This is a genomic window from Marinobacterium marisflavi, from assembly GCF_982447095.1.
Map to the genome: position 1 here is coordinate 52268 of NZ_OZ457898.1, position 16424 is coordinate 68691.

Sequence of the window (16424 nt, forward strand, 5' to 3'; positions counted from 1 at the left end):
CCTCTTACCAACGTCGCTCAAGCTTCTTACGCAGGGCGATGGCTGCTGCATTCATGGTGATAAGGAATGCCAGTAGTACGATAATTGCCGCACTAGTTTTCTGAATGAACATGCGCTCTGCGAAGTCTGCCCACATAAAGATCTGCACCGGCAGAACCGTTGCTGGATCGGTAAATCCAGCAGGAATATCGACAATAAAGGCGACCATCCCAATCATAAGTAGCGGGGCTGTCTCTCCGAGTGCCTGTGCCATGCCAATAATTGTCCCTGTCAGCATGCCGGGCAAAGCTAGCGGAATGACATGGTGAAAAATCACCTGCATCTTCGATGCCCCAATACCTAAAGCTGCATCGCGAATACTCGGTGGAACAGCTCTGATAGCAGCGCGGGAGGAAATAATGATGGTGGGAAGTGTCATTAGAGCCAACACAACCCCCCCAACCAATGGGACTGAGCGGGGCATGCCAAAGGTGACGATAAAGATTGCTAAGCCCATGATGCCGAAGACCACCGAGGGTACTGCAGCGAGATTGTTGATATTGATCTCGATAATCTCGGTCCAGCGGTTTTTAGGCGCCAACTCTTCTAGGTAAACAGCGGCCGCCACCCCGAGTGGAAAGGCGATACTGATACAGATTGCCAGGGTCAGCAGAGAACCGATGAGTGCACCTTTAATGCCGGCCATCTCAGCATCACGCGAAGCGGAACCAAAAAACAGATAGTCGCTGATTTCGTAGGAGATCAATCCCGCTTGCTGCCATTTATCGACAACTTCAATTGTTAAGTCGTCGATACGGCGATCTTTCTCAGGCGTCTCTCGCTTAATGAAACCGCGTAAAAACGAGTCAATATCATCATCAACGGCAAACTTTATACGCTGCGTTGTGCCCAACTGCTTTGGATTGTCGGTTACGTACTCAATCAGACGGATTGAGGCGCCGGAAGAGACCATTTTACGCAGCGCTTTTTTAAGTTTACGCCCACCCTCTTCGCCAATTGAGGACAGCGATGCTTCGAGGATTAGCGCTTCGGCATCCCCTGAATAGAGCGACGCCGCTGACAGATCGCCTGCAGGGTCAAGTCTGGCGCGATCAAGTTCCACTTCGAGTTCCACGTAGTACTGAAACATCCCCGGTAACCCTTTGCTTAGGATGCCGGTAAACAGAACCGCGAGGAAGGTGAGTGCCAAGGCTACAGCAGAGAGCCCCATCAAACGGAAGCGCTTTTCACGCTTGCGGCGTTGCTTCAGCGAAGCCGCTACCCGCAGAGTTGCCTCTTGGGGAGAGAGCCCCTTAAATTGATGATCAGTCATATTGCTCCCGATACTTCTTAACGATCTGCAACGCGAAAAAGTTGAGACCTAGTGTCAGAATAATCAGCATGGTTGAGAGGGCGAATGCGGACAGTGTTTTAGCCGACTCAAACTCCTGGTCGCCGACAAGGATAGTGACGATCTGAGATGTAACGGTCGTTACCGCGTCCAGTGGGTTAAACGACAGGTTAGCCGCAAGTCCTGCTGCCATAACCACAATCATGGTTTCACCAACGGCTCGTGACACCGCCAGAATAACCGCAGCAACAATGCCCGGAAGTGCCGCCGGCAGTACAACCTGACGCGTGGTTTCACTCTTGGTTGAACCTAGACCATAAGCGGCATCGCGCAGCGCTTGAGGCACAGCGTTGATGACGTCATCCGCCAGGGATGAGACGAAAGGAATGATCATGACACCCATGACCAGGCCTGCAGCCAGTGCTGACTCAGAGGCCACGGTTAGCCCCAGTGACTCGCCTATCCCTTTAATGGCAGGTGCTACTGTGAGTGCGGCAAAGAATCCGTACACCACGGTTGGAACACCGGCCAGGATCTCTAGCAGGGGCTTAACGGTGGAACGAATCTTGGGACTGGCATACTCCGCGAGGTAGATCGCACTTGCTAGGCCAACAGGTACGGCAACAACGAGGGCAATGGACGAGATTAGGAAAGTACCGGTAAACATCGGTAGCATGCCGTATTTAGCCTCACCACCTCCGGAGCCCGCACGTTCCGCGCCTTCAAATTGTGGGTTCCACTCGGTACCGAAAATGAACTCGGTGGGTGGTACTAATTGGAAAAAGCGTATTGTTTCAAACAGCACTGAGAGCACAATACCTATGGTGGTTAGAATTGCGATCGTGGAAGCACTAATCAGCGCCCAAGACATAATCCCTTCTACAGCATTACGCGCTCGGAACTGGTTGGAGATTTTGCGGTATGCAAATAGACCTCCACCAAGGGAGAGCGTCAGTACGGCAACGGTTTTAAAAGTAGTGGAGTTAGACTCCCATGCCGTCCAGGCGTTGCTCGCCTCAACCACCCAAGCTTCGGGTTCACCAAATCGTACACCCGCGACTAGGTTTTCTACCTTAGCCAGGGCAACGATCTCTTGTGAGCCCCCAGCTGTATGAATCTCGGCAGGATAGAAGTCACGAACCCAGTGTTGAAAAAGCTGAATCTCGATAAGCGACCAGAGCACCAGTAAAATCGCGGCGGGCAGAAAACCAAGCAGTGCGGCCCAAAGACCGTAGTAGTTTGGCAGAGAGTGAAACAGTTCACCTCTGTTCCGTGCTTTGGTCACTCTTTGTGAAGCAACCACATGGAACGCAAGAGCGATTGTCAGTAAAGCGATTAGCAGTGTCGTAAAGGCCATGTATACCCCAAATGCTCGAAAATCCGACCTGAGAACCTCAGGCCGGATTGGTTCAAGGCAGATCGAAGAGTTACTTCAATGCGTCTGCCGTCAGGACTGGAAGATCGCGTATGCGTGCGGCCATCTCCTCACGTTCCGCGTCTGGTAGTGGGATCATGCCGGCGTCTGCCAAAATGCCATCCTCACCCCAATGTTTAGTCCACTCGTTCAAATACTCTTGGATACCTGGCACTACGCCGATATGTTGATGTTTTATGTAGGAGTAGAGTGCACGAGACGCTTTGTAAGATCCGTCAGCAATGGCTTCGAACGTTGGCTCGACACCATCCAGCTGAGCACCCTGCAGCGTGTCGGAGTTCTGATCCAGGTAGGAGAAACCGAAGATGCCAAAGGTTTCGCTATCCTCTTGTAGCTTCTGCACAATCAGGTTGTCCTGCTCGCCCGCTTCAATGTAAGCACCGTCTGTGCGCATCGCACGGCAGGTTTTCGCTTTTTTATCTGCAGCTTCAAGTGCCGCCTTCATCTCTGCATCTTTGCCACAGAAGGCTTTCTCATTAATGATTTCAGCGAACGAAGCGCGCGTGCCTGAGGTTGTTGGCGGGCCGTAGACGCGGATCGCGATGTTAGGCAGGGCTGGGTTTACGTCGCTCCAGTTCATGTAGGGGTTGTCTACCAACTCACCGTTCACGGCCACTTTAGCTGTCAGGGCTTTGCCCAGATCTGATCGAGAAATCTGTAATTGCGGCGCCTCTTTCGAGTTAGCCAGCACGATACCGTCGTAGCCCACTTTAACTTCGGTGAGTTTCACACCGTTGGCGTCACAGTACTCAAGCTCGCCAGTTTTCATGCGCGACGAAGCGTTACCGATATCGATAAACTCAGTACCGATACCATCACATACGCCTTTCTTACCAACTGAAGAGCCACCCGATTCAACAACCGGCGTGTTAAAGGCCGGGTTTCGACCCAGACGTTCTGCAACAATGGTAGCGAAGGGAAGTACAGTTGACGAGCCGGCAATACTTACGTTGTCACGTGCCATTGCCGGGGTGCTGAGTAGAGCGGCAAGTGTAGCCGTTGCTGTAAATTTTGCTGCGGTTAGGCGAAGGATCATTTAGATCTCCTTACTGTCGAATCAGAGTTTCGAAGTTGGGGTTGGCCTTGGTGTCCAACCTTACTGAGATCTATTAGAGGCTTTTTTTGTTACAGGGCCGTGACGCGTTTATGACAATTTCGTGATAGTTACAGAAACGAAAAAAGCCCCGTATAGGGGCCTTTTTGTTGAAGCGATCGGTGGTGTTAAACCATCACACCGCGGATTACGAAGAACAGGATTGCAGCCAGAGTGCCTGAAGCAGGTACTGTGATGATCCACGCTGCAGCGATTTTGTAGACTGCAGAGCGTTTAACCAGCTCCTGTTTGTAGGCTTTCTTCAGTTGCTTGCGCTCTTTCTTGCTCAGTTCAGCAGAAGCAGTTTTCTTCTTCAGCTGCTTAAGCATCGCGCCTTTCTCTTCGATTGTTGCGTTCTCGAATTCAGCCAAGAACTGCTCTACCTCCTCCTGATCCGCGCCCTGGTGGTGAGATTTGATCTCATCCATCATGCGAGCGTGGCTCGATTTGAGGTATTCACGCAGGAAGCCCACACCGAATACACCACCCACTGCGATGTGAGTTGAAGATACCGGCAGACCCAGCTGCGATGCGATAATTACAGTAATTGCCGCAGCCATCGCAATTGAGAATGCGCGAGTCTGGTCAAGTTCAGTGATTTCAGAACCGACAGTCTTGATCAGTTTTGGACCGAAGAGCGCCAGACCCAGAGCGATACCCAGCGCACCGACCATCATAACCCAGAGTGGAATGCTCGCTTTAGTTGAGACACCGTGGTTGATGATTGAGTCGTTGATTGCGGCCAGAGGGCCGACTGCGTTCGCGACGTCGTTTGCGCCGTGTGCAAAGCTTAGCAGTGCCGCAGCGAAGATCAGCGGAATGGTGAACAGCTTATTGACACCAGATTTATCGTTGTCCAGGCGGTCAGCCGCTTTAGCAACCAGACCTTTAACAATGAAGTAGACAACGACAGCGATCGCAAAGCCGATAGCCAGTGCCGATACGAAGTCAAGCTTGATCAGTTTCTTAACACCTTTGAGTGCAAGGTAAGTGCTGAATGCCCAAGCCATCAAGAAGATCAGAACCGGAACCATCTTCTTGGCTGCAACACGCATATCCTTTTTATAGGTTATCGTTCGCTTGATTAGGTAGAGGAATCCGGCTGCAATAAGACCACCAAAGACTGGTGAAATAACCCAGCTCGCTGCGATAGCACCCATCTGATCCCAGTTAGCAATGCCCCAGCCGCCTGCCGCGATACCAGCCCCAAGTACACCACCCACGATAGAGTGTGTTGTTGATACTGGAGCACCGACGTAGGTCGCGAGGTTAAGCCACAGAGCACCCGCAAGCAGCGCCGCCAGCATTAGCCAGATGAAAGTGTCAGCATCACCAATCGCAGACGGGTTAATAATCCCCTTCTTGATTGTGCTCACAACGTCACCGCCGGCTATAAGTGCACCAGCCGCTTCAAAGATCGCAGCAATAAGGATTGCGCCGGTCAGCGTAAGAGCCTTGGAGCCAACAGCGGGCCCAACGTTGTTGGCAACGTCATTGGCACCGATGTTCATCGCCATGTAGCCACCTACAACAGCCGCTACAACGAGAATAAATCCACCTTCGATACCCTCGATATGAGTGCCGATGTAGAGAATGATGCCAACCATGAAGAGCAGTGCGTAACCAATACGCATCGCCTCTGAGCGGCCCGAAGCTGTCGCTTTTTCAAGCTTGTTCATCTGTTTAATGTCCAAGAGAAGCTCCTCTTGTTGATGGTTCAAGATGCGGCACTTAGAGCACCGCGGAAATTAATTCGCGCCATTACAATACAGTTTTGTTACAGCAATGTTACACAGCGGTAATTTTTCTTTAATTTAACTGAAACATTTTTGGCTTGCCCTCAATTATCTGCAAACAGCAGTTCAGACAGGGATATTGTATGGTGTAATAATCTGCAGGTTTTGTGGTCTTGGCAGGGCCTGAGGTAGCGTTATCCGATGTGCAGAGAGAAGTAGCTCGCAGGCGTAGCGCATATCCAGCTTTAGATCGTGATGCAGTACTGCGCTGAGGCGTTGTTGGCGCAGTAGTGTCAGGTTGTCACGATCAAGGTCGTGAGCAATGAAGCAGTCGAGTGATCGTCCAGCGCTATCAAAGGCGTCAAGTATGGCCTGGTTTGCACCGCCAATCGAGTAGACCGAATTGATATCCGGTTCATTCTTTAGCAGTTCAGTTACTGCATTGAAGGTCTGGGTGTAGAGGCCGCTGCCCTGCGCAATCTGGCTAACCTTGGCCATAGGGCGACGCTGTTTGATCGCCTCAAGGTAACCCTGTTCACGCTGCTCCTCACCATGAAATTCTAGGCTACTCAATGACAGCAGGGTGTGAAGCGGACGGTCGGTAGCCATCCACTGATCGGTCAGATAGGCTGCAGTTGAACCTGCAGCGACATTATCCAGGCCGACATAGGCAAGGCGAGCGTCTTCATCGAGGTCTGTAACTAATGTGACTGCTGCAATACCCTGTGCGGCGAGCTTACCAACAGTAGCGCCAAGTTCAGGTGTGTGCGGCAGTTTGAGTAGCAGACCCTGAGTGCCGCGGTTACCGATTTTCTCCAGAGTGCGCCTCAGCTCTCCAGCTGGCCAGTGTTCTGCTAGGTGGTATCGCACACGTACCGCTGCAGGCTGCAGACTGTTTAGCTGCGTCTCTAGCGCTGCTGTCACGGCATCGCTGAAGCGCCTGGGCGTCTCCATCACCAGATCAAACATGAAGCGCCGTCCTTTGAGTCCGAGCACCTGCTCCTGCTGAGTAAGTTCATATAGAGCTTGTTCAACGCGTATTCGCGTCTGTTGGCGCACTCCGGGACGACGGTGCATGACTCGGTCGACAGTCGCGAGGCTAACGCCCGCCTGCTGTGCAACCTGTTTCATCAGAAAGCGGTGTGCCATCGTTGCTGCCCTGATCTATTTGAGGTGTTTTTGAGGTGTTTTATGCTACCTCCAGATCCTCAGGCAGCGCAATATAGGAGCAACTTAATGGAGCCCGCTATGTCGAACTACAATAACTACCTTGACCATCAGAATATCGATCTGCAGCCGTTGCGCGAGCTAATCGCAAGCCATACCGCGCCGGAAGGTCTGCCTTTTGCTCAGGCTATTGATTGTCAGGTGGCAATCTACTCTGCCCAGCAACTGCGCCAGAAAATCACTGAGAATCCCTCTAGTTTGCGAGATATCCAAAGCGAGTGGCACTGGGTGTGGGCAGATGGCCCAGGTGTATTGGTTATTAAAGGGGCATTCGAGGTCGATGTTGTAGATGAGGCGAGCGAGGCGTTCCGCGAAATCATTGAACGAGAACGCGGTACTTCACGTGGTGATCACTTCGCCAAACCTGGCGCTAACGATCGTGTCTGGAATGCTCAAGAGAAGCTGGCGCTGTTAGCGCCTAATTTATACGCCCGTTACTACGCCAACGATATGTTGGCCTGGGCCTGTGAGGCCTGGATGGGGCCCGCTTATCAGATTACTTCACAGGTGAACTCGGTGAACCCGGGCGGCGAAGCCCAGGTGCCTCATCGAGATTACCACCTCGGCTTTATGACACCGGAACAGGCAACTCAGTATCCAGAATCTGTGCATCGTATGTCAGCGCACCTGACCCTGCAGTCGGCTGTCGCTCACGTCGATATGCCGGTCGAGAGCGGGCCAACCCTGCTGCTGCCACATTCACAAAAGTTTAGTCATGGTTATCTGCTGGCCAATACGCCTGAAGCGCATGAGATTTTTGCGCAGAACCGCGTACAACTGCCGCTGGAGAAAGGCGATCTGCTGCTGTTCAGCCCAGCGCTACTGCATGCAGCGGGTTCAAACGTCAGTACCGATATCAAGCGTATGGCAAACTTATTACAGATCTCATCGGCTTTTGGCCGCGCGATGGAGACGGTGGATCGCTTGGCGATGTCGCGTCTGGTTTACCCCGAGTTGTTGGAGTTAAAGCAGACCGGGGCGCTGAATGCAGAGCAAATTCAGCATGCTGTGGCGGCGACGGCAGAGGGCTACGCCTTCCCAACTAACCTCGACCGTGACCCGCCAATTGGAGGGCTTGCGCCAAAGAACCAGCAAGCGCTGATGCTTGAGGCCTTAGAGGCAGGTTGGAGTGCCGAGAAGTTTAGCGCAGCGCTCGACGCTCACGCTGAGCGTCGATGGACTAGCTAGCAGAGAGTCTTGCAGGCTTGCTGCTTAACAGGGCTGCAGGTTGGCAAATCCGACCACTAGCCACTTTACCCCTTCGTAGTCGAAGTTAACCTGTACGCGCGCTTTGGGGCCTGAACCTTCAAAGTTGATCACCATCCCTTCACCAAACTTCGGATGGAGCACGCGTTGGCCCAAGCTTAGTTGCGTATCGGGCACATCGTTACCGCTGCGGTAGTCGCCAAAACCAGAGGGCGCGGGTTCCGACAGCGGGCGGCGAACTGAAGCGTTTAGCCGCACCTCTTCAACTAATTCGATAGGAATCTCATTGATAAAGCGTGACGGGCGGTTGTAGTTAGTCTGGCCATGCAACTGGCGGCATTCAGCGTATGTGATGAAGAGCTTCTGCATCGCGCGCGTCAGACCGACATAACAGAGACGGCGCTCCTCTTCGAGGCGGCCGGGCTCTTCAGCGGACATGCTGTGTGGGAAGAGCCCCTCTTCCATGCCAGCCAAAAATACTAGGGGGAACTCCAAACCTTTTGCGGAGTGTAGCGTCATCAACTGTACCGAATCGGTGTACTGGTCCGCCTGTGCATCACCAGCATCCAGAGCGGCTTGGTCCAGGAAAGCCGAGAGCACATTGGTCTGCTCTTCGCCCTCCATATTCTCCCAGTTCTGCTCGAATTGGCGAGCGGCCGTAACCAACTCCTCCAAGTTCTCAATACGGGACTGGGCTTTTTCACCCTTCTCTTTTTCGTGGTGGGCGATCAGGCCTGAGTAGCGAATAACATGCTCAGTCTGCTCGTGCAGCTGTGCATGCTCGGTGTCCTCTCCTAACTGATTGATTAGGTCGAGGAAGGCCTGCAGCGCGTTGCTGGCGCGGCCCGGCAGTTTTTGATGCTCAACCAGCTCGTTGGCAGCGCGCCACATAGAGACCGACTCGTTGCGCGCATAGTCGCGGATAGACTCGAGTGTGCGCGTACCAATACCGCGCGTCGGCACATTGATAACACGCTCCATCGCAGTGTCGTCATCGCGACTTGAGATTAATCGCAGATAAGCAAGGGCGTTCTTGATCTCGAGGCGATCATAGAAGCGCTGACCACCATAAATTCGGTAGGGTATGCCGGCACGTATCAGCATCTCTTCAAGGACGCGCGACTGGGCGTTGGAGCGGTAGAGAATGGCGCTCTCATCCCGGCGGTTGCCCTCATCAACCCACTTGCTTATTTGATCTACGATAAAGCGCGCTTCATCTTGCTCGTTAAACGCTGAGTAGAGGCTCAGGGGCTCGCCTTCGTTGCCCTGTGTCCAGAGCTCTTTACCCAAGCGCCCTTGGTTGTTCCGGATCACGGCGTTGGCAGCGTCCAGAATTGTGCCAGTCGAGCGGTAGTTTTGCTCCAGACGGATAGTTCTTAGCCCTGGGAAATGTGTTGGTAGGTTCTGAATATTCTCAATTCGAGCTCCGCGCCAGCCATAAATCGACTGATCATCATCGCCGACGGCCATCAGCTTCTCTTCGCCCTGACAGAGCAGACGTAGCCAAGCGTACTGTATCGAGTTGGTATCCTGAAATTCGTCTACCAGCACATAACGGAAGCGCTCACGATAATGCTGCAGCAAATTAGGTGAACGATCGCGCAGCAGCTCAAGACAACGCAGCAGTAGCTCGCCGAAGTCGATCATACCGCCGCGGTCACAGGCCTGCTCATAGGCCTCGTAGACCTTAATCAACGTATCCTGAACGAGGTCGCCAGTCCGTTGGAGATGTTTAGCGCGCAGCCCCTCATCCTTCTGCGCATTGATGTACCACTGCATCTGTTTTGGTGGCCAGCGCTGCTCATCCAGAGCCATCTCTTTAGCGATGCGCTTGATCAGGCGCAGTTGATCATCGCTATCCATAATCTGGAAGTTTTCACGCAGCCCTGCATCTTGCCAGTGCGCGCGCAGCAGTCGATGTGCCAAGCCGTGGAAGGTGCCCACCCACATTCCATGCACATTGACGTTTAGCAGTGACTCTATGCGGCCTCGCATTTCACGCGCCGCTTTGTTTGTAAACGTTACTGCCAAAATAGAGTAGGGAGAGAGCCCTTCAGCCTCGATTAGCCAAGCGATGCGGTGCACGAGGACGCGAGTTTTACCGGAGCCCGCGCCTGCTAAGACAAGCAGGTTGGAGATATCTGCTGATACTGCGTCACGCTGGGCATCGTTTAGATCATCAATGATGTGGGTTACATCCATGGGGCTGTGCGTCCAAGCTTAACTGTGTGGGCGTACAGTATACGCATTTACAGGAACTAATGACTAGGATTAGAGTCTACTGAAAGGACGTACACCCAAGGATGATTTGTGGAAAAAGAAGAGCCGAGAGCGAACAGCGGAGCGCAGCTTACTAGCGCCCCCGAGGTCGGACCTCGTCTGCTCTTTTTTAGTGGTGGTACCGCCCTGAATAGTCTGGCTGCAGAACTCAAGCGGCACACCCACAACTCAATTCACCTTGTTACCCCTTTTGATTCGGGCGGCAGTTCAGCCGCATTGCGCGCGGCGTTCAATATGCCTGCTGTCGGGGATCTTCGCTCTAGGATGATGGCACTGGCCGACGATACCTGCGCCGGACACCCTGAACTCTACCGGTTGATGACCTATCGGCTACCCACGGAGCTTGGGCAGCAGCAACTGCGCCTGCGCCTCGAGCAGATTAGCCAAGCCACTGACCCTCTCTCGAGCTCGTTACAGCAGCCGTTGCAGGGGCTGATCTGTCATTACCTCGAGAGCTTCCTCCAAGAAGCGCCTGAGGAGTTCGATTATCGCGGCGCTAGTCTCGGCAACCTGGTGCTTACAGGTGGCTATTTGCAGGATGGGCGCAGCCTGACGCCGATCACCCTGCTTCTTGCTGAGTTGCTTGAGATGCGGGGTATTGTCTGCCCCATTACGCAACAGGTTGGCCAACTTCGCGTAACGACCGAGTCTGGCCGCACTCTCGTTGGCCAGCATCTGATGACGGGTAAAGAGACTCCACCCCTGGGTGAGCGCATCACAGAGGTAGCATTGGAGCATCCGCCGGGCCAGATAGTCTTACTGAGACCTGCCGAGCGTGACCTGATTCAATCTGCCGATCTACTGGTTTTTCCACCCGGCAGCTTCTTCTCGAGCCTGATTGCCAACATACTGCCGGAGGGTGTCGCTGGTGCGATTGCTAGTAGCCGCGCTCCTAAGGTCTTTGTACCTAACTTGGGGCTGGACCCAGAGCTGTACGGCATGACTTTACGCGATCAAATCGAGGTGTTGCAGCGCCAGTTGGGTGCAATTACAGAGCCTCAAAGGGCGTCGAAGATTGACCTCTTGCTGACGGACTCGAATCTACACCCTGAAGTGGATAGCCAACTTATTTGCTGGCTAAAAGAGCAGGGTATTGAGCTACTTGATATGGATCTGGCAGGTGCCAGCACTGATCGATATGACGAGCAGAAGCTGTGCCGGGCTCTGCTTGCACTCGCCTAATCTAAAACAGCTGTATTAGGGTAGAAGCGAGGGGGTCTGAATACGGTGAAGTAGGATCTCTTTGTACTCATTCGGGTCGAGTAGCGTCTTGCCGGAGCCCTTACCCTGTTGAGCTTCCACCCAAGGTTCCAGGCGCGACAGCCAGAAACGCATCGCGGCAGTGCGCGTGAGTAACGCCCAGGCCTCCCGTTCGGCTGCAGTAAATGCGCGCACCGATGCATAGCCCTCTAACAGCGCTTGCTCCTTCGCAGGGTCGATCTGTAGATCCGCATTGATACACCAGTCATTAGCAACGATCGCGAGGTCGAACAGCAGATAGGCGGTGGCGGCGTTGTAAATATCCAGCACGGCAGTGAGCTGATTATTATCAAACAGCGCATTATCGTGGAACAGATCGCCGTGAATAATGCCCATCGGTAGGTCGGCCGTCTCGCGCAGCTGATCAAAAGCGTCCACTTCGCTCTTCAACAGTGCTGCATCGTCAGCTGGGATCTGACTCGCCAGGCGGCTCGACTCTCGACGCCACCAAAACACACCGCGGTGAGCTTGGCGTTTCATATAGAATTCGCTGCCAGCTTGGTGGTAGCGCGCCAGCATAGCCCCGATCTGAGCACAGTGATCAGGCGTCAGAGCATTGCGTTTGATATGGTCGCCGCTGTAGCAGGGCTGCAGAATTGCGGGTTTGCCACACAGCTGTTTCAGGCCGATGCCATTGCGGTCTGCGATTGCATAGGAGACGGGCACATCGCGATCCGCCAACCAGGTCCCCAGTTCAACAAAGAACGGAACTTCGTCGGGTGATATCTCTTCAAACAGAGTGAGCACATAGCGGGTCGTTTTGCTCGCCAGCTCGATATCAACGAAGTAGTTGGTGTTCTCAATACCACCAGAGATGCCATGTAGCGCTGTTGCCTGGCCGAGTTCGAAGTCTGCCAAAAGGTCGTTGACCTGTTGCAGGCTCACTACTGTGTAAACCGCCATACTATCCTTAAACCGATCGGTTGGCCCGGCGCGCTCAGAGCGCTGAATCAGCACTTGGCGGTAGTCGGCCACTCCCTATTTGTCTATGATGTTGCGTCAAATCTTAGCTCACTACAACAAGTATCTTCATATGACCGATAGCACTAGCGCACCGATTGTCCTCGTTGATGGATCCTCCTACCTCTATCGAGCCTTTTTTGCCTCGCAGCAGGCGGATATGCGTACCAAGGATGGCCGACCCACGGGCGCTATCCGCCTAGTAACTTCGATGATGCGTAGTCTATTGAAGGCCTACCCAGAGTCACCGATTGCAGTGATCTTTGATGCTAAGGGTAAAACCTTCCGTGATGAGATATTTCCGGAGTACAAAGCGCAGCGCCCGCCGATGCCGGATGATCTGCGCTCGCAGGTAGAGCCGATCCATAAAATTATCGCTGCCATGGGCATCCCGCTTTTTGTTGAAGAGGGTGTAGAGGCAGATGATGTGATCGGTACGCTCGCGCGTCAGGCCGAGAAAGCAGACCGCTCGGTAATCATCTCGACCGGTGATAAGGATATGGCGCAGCTGGTAGATGAGCGTGTCACGCTAATCAACACAATGAACGATACGCGTATGGACCCGACCGGTGTGGTGGAGAAGTTCGGCGTTGGACCTGAGCTGATCATCGACTTCCTTGCGCTGATGGGCGACAAGGTTGACAACATTCCGGGTGTGCCGGGCGTGGGTGAGAAGACCGCATTGGCGTTGTTGCAGGGCATCGGTAGTATCTCCGACCTTTATCAGAACCTCGAAAAGATCGCTGAACTGGAGTTTCGTGGTTCAAAGACTATGGCGGCAAAGCTGGAAGAGCACCGCGAGATGGCTGAGCTATCCTATCTGCTGGCCACCATTAAAACTGATGTTCCTTTAAGCATCGATCTGGGCGATATCTGCTGCCCCGAGCCTCAGCCAGAAACGCTGGCGGAACTGTTCCGCGAGTGTGAGTTTCGCACTTGGGTTGCCGAACTTGAAGCGGGTGGTGTTGATAGCGCTTCAGTGGCTAAGCCGACCAAAATTGATGTTGTGCGCGAGTACGAAACGCTACTGGAGCAGGCTCAACTTGAAGCCTGGATAGAGCGACTGACAGCGGCTGGCACCTTCGCCGTCGATACAGAGACTACTAGCCTGAACTACATGGAGGCGAAGCTGGTAGGTCTCTCTTTCTGTTGTGAAGCGGGCAAAGCCGCTTACTTGCCACTCGGGCACGACTACATGGGAGCGCCTGCTCAGATCGATTTCGACTGGGCGCTTGAGAAACTCAAGCCGTTGCTGGAGAGCGAAACGATCACCAAAGTGGGTCAGCACCTCAAATATGATATGAACGTGCTGGCCAACTACGGTATCGAGTTGCGGGGCATCGCGGCCGACACCATGCTGCAGTCCTATGTGCTCAATAGCACGGCGACCCGTCACGATATGGATAGCCTCGCCAATTACTATCTGGATGAGAGCACCACCAAGTTTGAAGAGCTGGCTGGCAAGGGTAAGAAGCAGCTCACCTTCAATCAGATAGAGATAGAACCTGCCAGCGCTTACGCGGCTGAAGATGCTGATATCACCTGGCGTCTTTATGAGACACTGCAACAAGCCTACGCCGACCAACCAGAATTAAACGCTGTGCTAAACGATATTGAAGTGCCGCTAGTACCGGTGCTTTCACATATCGAACGTAACGGGGCATTGATCGACCCGGCAATGCTGCTCGCGCAAAGTGCAGAGATTGAGATCCGCCTAGCCGAGCTGGAACAAGAGGCATACGAAGCGGCAGGCGAGCCGTTTAATCTGAGCTCACCCAAGCAGCTGCAGACAATTCTGTTTGAGAAGCAGGGCTTGCCGGTCATCAAGAAGACACCTAAGGGCGCACCTTCAACTGCGGAAGAGGTGCTGCAAGAGTTGGCACTGGAGTACCCACTACCGAAGCTGATCATTGAGCATCGTGGTTTGGCCAAGTTGAAATCGACCTACACCGATAAACTGCCCACCATGATCGACCCCAGCACTAAACGCCTGCACACCTCCTATCATCAGGCGGTCACTGCGACAGGTCGTCTCAGTTCGACGGATCCGAACCTCCAGAATATCCCGGTACGCTCGGCTGAAGGCCGCCGTATTCGTAATGCGTTCATTGCGCCTGCTGGCTACAAGATTGTGGCGGCCGACTACTCCCAAATTGAGTTGCGTATTATGGCGCACCTGTCTGGCGATGCCGGTCTGGTGAACGCCTTTGCCGCTGGTGAGGACATTCACCGTGCAACGGCAGCGGAAGTATTCAAGGTGACCCCGCTTGAGGTATCAGACGATCAGCGTCGCAGCGCCAAGGCGATCAACTTTGGCCTGATCTACGGCATGTCAGCTTTCGGCCTGGCGAAGCAGTTGGGCACGGGTCGAAAAGAGGCCCAGAGCTATATCGATCACTACTTCGAGACCTACCCCGGTGTGCGGGCCTACATGGACAACACCCGTGAGAAGGCGCGCGATAAGGGGTACGTAGAGACCATCTTCGGCCGTCGCCTACACCTGCCCGAGATCAACGCGCGTAATCCGATGTCCCGCCAAGCAGCTGAGCGCACCGCGATCAACGCACCGATGCAAGGAACTGCCGCCGATATCATCAAGCGCGCGATGTTGGCGGTGGATGCTTGGTTAGCTGAGTCGGATATTGATGCCCATATGATCATGCAGGTGCACGATGAACTGGTGTTTGAGGTGGCAGAGTCACAACTCGACGCGTTTAACACCAAGATTCACCAGCTGATGGAGAGTGCCGCTGAGCTGAGCGTGCCCTTGTTGGTAGAAGTGGGCGTTGGCGAGAACTGGGAGCAGGCTCACTAAAGTGCAGACAAAAGGCCCTTTTCTTCGCGGTTTCCGCCAAGGTTTCTGGAGCGGCTTACCCTTCGCACTGGTGCTCGGCCCATTCGGAATGCTGTTTGGCGTGATTGCCACCGAGGCAGGGCTTAATCTGGCAGAGGTAATGGGTTTCTCAGTGCTGGTGATCGCGGGTGCTGCTCAGGTAACTGCGCTCAGCTTGATGAACGAAAATGCTCCGGTATTAATAGTCGTGTTTACCGCTTTGGCGGTAAATATGCGTATGGCTATTTACTCGGCCGCACTGGTGGAGCACTTTGGCGCCTTCCCGTTGTGGAAGCGGGCGGTCGCCGCCTACTGGCTGTTCGATCAGCCCTTCGCGATGACTTCAGTTGATATCACCAAAAATCCACAACGTCCGCGTGATGAGCGCTTCGGCTTCTACTTGGGGGTAGGCATTCCTCTGGGGATTCTCTGGTATGTTGTGACGTATCTGGGCGCTACCTTGGGAGATCTGCTGCCGACCGATATCGGCATGGAGTTTGCGATACCGGCAACCTTCCTTGCCCTAGTCGCGCCGCTGTTACGCTCGCTGCCACACCTCGCCGCAGCGTTTACTTCTGTGGCGGGTACCCTGGCTTTCGCATCACTGCCGTTCAACTCAGGACTGCTGCTGGCTGCACTGCTGGCCCTGATTGTCGGAGCAGAGATCGAGAAACGTCTTGAGCGTCGGAGGTCGGCGGATGTTTGATTCAAGCTACGTATGGACCATTATCATCCTGCTTGGTATCGGCACCTGGATGATTCGCTTCTCATTTATGGGCCTAGTCGGCGATCGTCCATTGCCGGCATATTTCCGCCGTATGTTGAACTACTCGGCAGTAGCAGTGCTGCCGGGTATCTGTGCGCCGATCATTCTGACCAACAAGACCGGCGACTTCGAGCCGTTGCGACTAATAGCCGCGGCCGCGATCCTAATCATCGGTGTCTGGACCCAATCACTGATGAAATCGATCTCCGCCGGCCTCCTGATCTACTTCGGCATCAACGCCCTGCTCTGAATACACTGAATGCCCTCTCAGCAGGGCTTTACATCAATCTGCGGAGAC

The 16424-nt window shown here is 53.8% G+C and carries 12 protein-coding genes; 5 read left to right on the plus strand and 7 right to left on the minus strand.

Annotated elements, in window-relative coordinates; genetic code table 11:
- Positions 1-4: 4 nt before the first annotated feature.
- The 5 genes from pstA to AC1WNR_RS00290 form a co-directional block, all read right to left on the minus strand.
- A complete protein-coding gene (gene pstA, locus AC1WNR_RS00270) occupies positions 5-1312 on the minus strand; it encodes a phosphate ABC transporter permease PstA (protein ID WP_481642561.1) in 1308 nt (435 codons plus the stop codon).
- On the minus strand, positions 1305-2687 hold the full coding sequence (gene pstC / locus AC1WNR_RS00275; protein ID WP_481642562.1) for a phosphate ABC transporter permease subunit PstC: 1383 nt from the start codon (positions 2685-2687) through the stop codon (positions 1305-1307). Before pstC ends, pstA begins: the two co-directional genes overlap by 8 nt.
- A gap of 70 nt (positions 2688-2757) precedes the next feature.
- Positions 2758-3801 (minus strand): PstS family phosphate ABC transporter substrate-binding protein, encoded by a 1044-nt coding sequence (locus AC1WNR_RS00280; RefSeq protein WP_481642563.1) that lies wholly within the window; start codon positions 3799-3801, stop codon positions 2758-2760.
- 185 nt (positions 3802-3986) lie between these two features.
- Positions 3987-5537, minus strand: a complete 1551-nt coding sequence (locus AC1WNR_RS00285; protein ID WP_481642564.1) for an inorganic phosphate transporter — start codon at positions 5535-5537, stop codon at positions 3987-3989.
- A 183-nt stretch (positions 5538-5720) separates the two neighbouring features.
- On the minus strand, positions 5721-6743 hold the full coding sequence (locus AC1WNR_RS00290; RefSeq protein WP_481642565.1) for a LacI family DNA-binding transcriptional regulator: 1023 nt from the start codon (positions 6741-6743) through the stop codon (positions 5721-5723).
- Positions 6744-6842: 99 nt separating this feature from the next.
- On the opposite strand from AC1WNR_RS00290, the gene AC1WNR_RS00295 reads away from it, so the two are divergent.
- On the plus strand, positions 6843-8009 hold the full coding sequence (locus tag AC1WNR_RS00295) for a phytanoyl-CoA dioxygenase family protein (RefSeq protein WP_481642566.1): 1167 nt from the start codon (positions 6843-6845) through the stop codon (positions 8007-8009).
- Between the two features lie 24 nt (positions 8010-8033).
- On the opposite strand, the gene uvrD is transcribed toward AC1WNR_RS00295, so the two are convergent.
- The gene (uvrD, locus tag AC1WNR_RS00300; RefSeq protein ID WP_481642567.1) at positions 8034-10229 is read right to left on the minus strand and encodes a DNA helicase II; all 2196 of its coding nucleotides are present in this window, start codon (positions 10227-10229) and stop codon (positions 8034-8036) included.
- A 108-nt stretch (positions 10230-10337) separates the two neighbouring features.
- Here uvrD and AC1WNR_RS00305 point away from each other — a divergent pair, with 108 nt between their 5' ends.
- Complete coding sequence (locus tag AC1WNR_RS00305; RefSeq protein WP_481642568.1) at positions 10338-11489, plus strand: GAK system CofD-like protein; 1152 nt, start codon at positions 10338-10340, stop codon at positions 11487-11489.
- Between the two features lie 15 nt (positions 11490-11504).
- Here AC1WNR_RS00305 and AC1WNR_RS00310 read toward each other — a convergent pair whose 3' ends face one another.
- Positions 11505-12542, minus strand: a complete 1038-nt coding sequence (locus AC1WNR_RS00310; protein WP_481642569.1) for a homoserine kinase — start codon at positions 12540-12542, stop codon at positions 11505-11507.
- 58 nt (positions 12543-12600) lie between these two features.
- Here AC1WNR_RS00310 and polA point away from each other — a divergent pair, with 58 nt between their 5' ends.
- Genes polA through AC1WNR_RS00325 form a run of 3 tightly spaced genes read left to right on the plus strand, consistent with a single transcriptional unit; the run spans position 12601 to position 16376 of the window.
- The gene (gene polA / locus AC1WNR_RS00315; protein WP_481642570.1) at positions 12601-15342 is read left to right on the plus strand and encodes a DNA polymerase I; all 2742 of its coding nucleotides are present in this window, start codon (positions 12601-12603) and stop codon (positions 15340-15342) included.
- 1 nt (position 15343) lies between these two features.
- The gene (locus AC1WNR_RS00320) at positions 15344-16066 is read left to right on the plus strand and encodes an AzlC family ABC transporter permease (protein WP_481642571.1); all 723 of its coding nucleotides are present in this window, start codon (positions 15344-15346) and stop codon (positions 16064-16066) included.
- Positions 16059-16376 (plus strand): AzlD domain-containing protein, encoded by a 318-nt coding sequence (locus AC1WNR_RS00325; RefSeq protein ID WP_481642572.1) that lies wholly within the window; start codon positions 16059-16061, stop codon positions 16374-16376. Before AC1WNR_RS00320 ends, AC1WNR_RS00325 begins: the two co-directional genes overlap by 8 nt.
- Positions 16377-16424 lie beyond the last annotated feature (48 nt).

Coding starts and splice junctions, on each gene's coding strand:
- pstA (WP_481642561.1), bottom strand. CDS start 1,312: ATGACTGATCATCAATTTAAGGGGCTCTCTCCCCAAGAGGCAACTCTG.
- pstC (WP_481642562.1), bottom strand. CDS start 2,687: ATGGCCTTTACGACACTGCTAATCGCTTTACTGACAATCGCTCTTGCG.
- AC1WNR_RS00280 (WP_481642563.1), bottom strand. CDS start 3,801: ATGATCCTTCGCCTAACCGCAGCAAAATTTACAGCAACGGCTACACTT.
- AC1WNR_RS00285 (WP_481642564.1), bottom strand. CDS start 5,537: ATGAACAAGCTTGAAAAAGCGACAGCTTCGGGCCGCTCAGAGGCGATG.
- AC1WNR_RS00290 (WP_481642565.1), bottom strand. CDS start 6,743: ATGGCACACCGCTTTCTGATGAAACAGGTTGCACAGCAGGCGGGCGTT.
- AC1WNR_RS00295 (WP_481642566.1), top strand. CDS start 6,843: ATGTCGAACTACAATAACTACCTTGACCATCAGAATATCGATCTGCAG.
- uvrD (WP_481642567.1), bottom strand. CDS start 10,229: ATGGATGTAACCCACATCATTGATGATCTAAACGATGCCCAGCGTGAC.
- polA (WP_481642570.1), top strand. CDS start 12,601: ATGACCGATAGCACTAGCGCACCGATTGTCCTCGTTGATGGATCCTCC.
- AC1WNR_RS00325 (WP_481642572.1), top strand. CDS start 16,059: ATGTTTGATTCAAGCTACGTATGGACCATTATCATCCTGCTTGGTATC.